Source organism: Bacteroides sp. ET225, from assembly GCF_024733745.1.
In the GTDB taxonomy this organism is placed as follows: domain Bacteria; phylum Bacteroidota; class Bacteroidia; order Bacteroidales; family Bacteroidaceae; genus Phocaeicola; species Phocaeicola excrementipullorum.
This window is the reverse complement of record NZ_JANRHN010000088.1, coordinates 1-1,058: the sequence shown is the minus strand read 5'-3', so window position 1 is coordinate 1,058 and position 1,058 is coordinate 1. Positions and strand designations below refer to the sequence as shown.

Genomic DNA, 1,058 nt, shown 5'->3' with positions numbered 1-1,058 from the left:
GCCTCAGAACAGCGGCTTGCCGTCCAATATCCTGTCGTAGCGGTAGAGCGCTTCCAGAAAATAATAGTCGGCATAAGTCAGCGGAACGTCTATCTCCCCGTTCTGAGGAATCGCGCCCGTGCTGTGCATCAGAATAAAGTTGCCGTTCTTGCCCAGTTCGGCACGATACCGGGGGCTGCCCAGCGAGTGAAGGATCGCCTTGGCGCCTTCCAGATACTTCTTCGCGAGCTTGCCTTCGCTGTACGTGCTCAGTTCAAGCAGCGCGGAAGCGGTGCAGGCGGCGGCAGAAGCGTCGCGGTAGTTCAGCACCACATTGTTCGCGTTCGAGCGCACGCCCGGAACGTAGCCCGGCTGGTTCGCGTTGAAGTCCCACCACGCAACCTTGTCGGACGGCAGGTTCGGATGGTCCAGATAGAAGTCGGCCATGCGCTGGGCCGTAGTCAGGAAAGAAGGATCCTTCGTTTCGCGGTAGCACATCGTGAAGCCGTAGATGCCCCACGCCTGTCCGCGAGACCATGCAGAATTGTCGGAATATCCCTGCGAGGTTTCACCCTTGATGGGCTTGCCCGTTTCCTTGTCGTAATATACGATGTGGAAGCAGCTGTAGTCGTCGCGTACCTGGTTCATCATTGTATGCCTGGCGTGCGAAACGGCGATGTCACGGAACGAAGGGTCGCCCGTAGCCCGCGATGCGTAGAACAGCAGCTCAAGGTTCATCATGTTGTCGATGATGACGGGGAAGTCGTACACCTTGTCGCCGTGCCACGAGCGGAAGCCGTTCCACGACTGGATTACGCCGGCCTTCTCGCGGTAGCGCGTGCAGAGCGAGCGGGCTGACTCCACCAGTATGTCACGGTAGGAGCGCTGAGGCGAAAAGCGGTTGGCGTTGCCGTAGCTGCAATACATCATGAAGCCGATGTCGTGGTTGTCCGTGAACGACTTGACAGGCTCCATCTTGCGCGTGTAAACCAAAGCCGAATTCTGAAGAGCCTTGTCGCCCAGATACTCGGACAGATACCACAAAGAGCCCGGAAAGAAGCCCGAAGTCCACATGTAGA

General features: G+C 57.8%; 1 protein-coding gene. It reads right to left on the bottom strand.

Annotated elements, in window-relative coordinates; translation table 11 throughout:
* Nucleotides 1–3 precede the first annotated feature (3 nt).
* On the bottom strand, nucleotides 4–1,058 hold a 1,055-nt coding region (locus tag NW212_RS15210; protein ID WP_258339456.1), incomplete at its 5' end, for a glycoside hydrolase family 88 protein.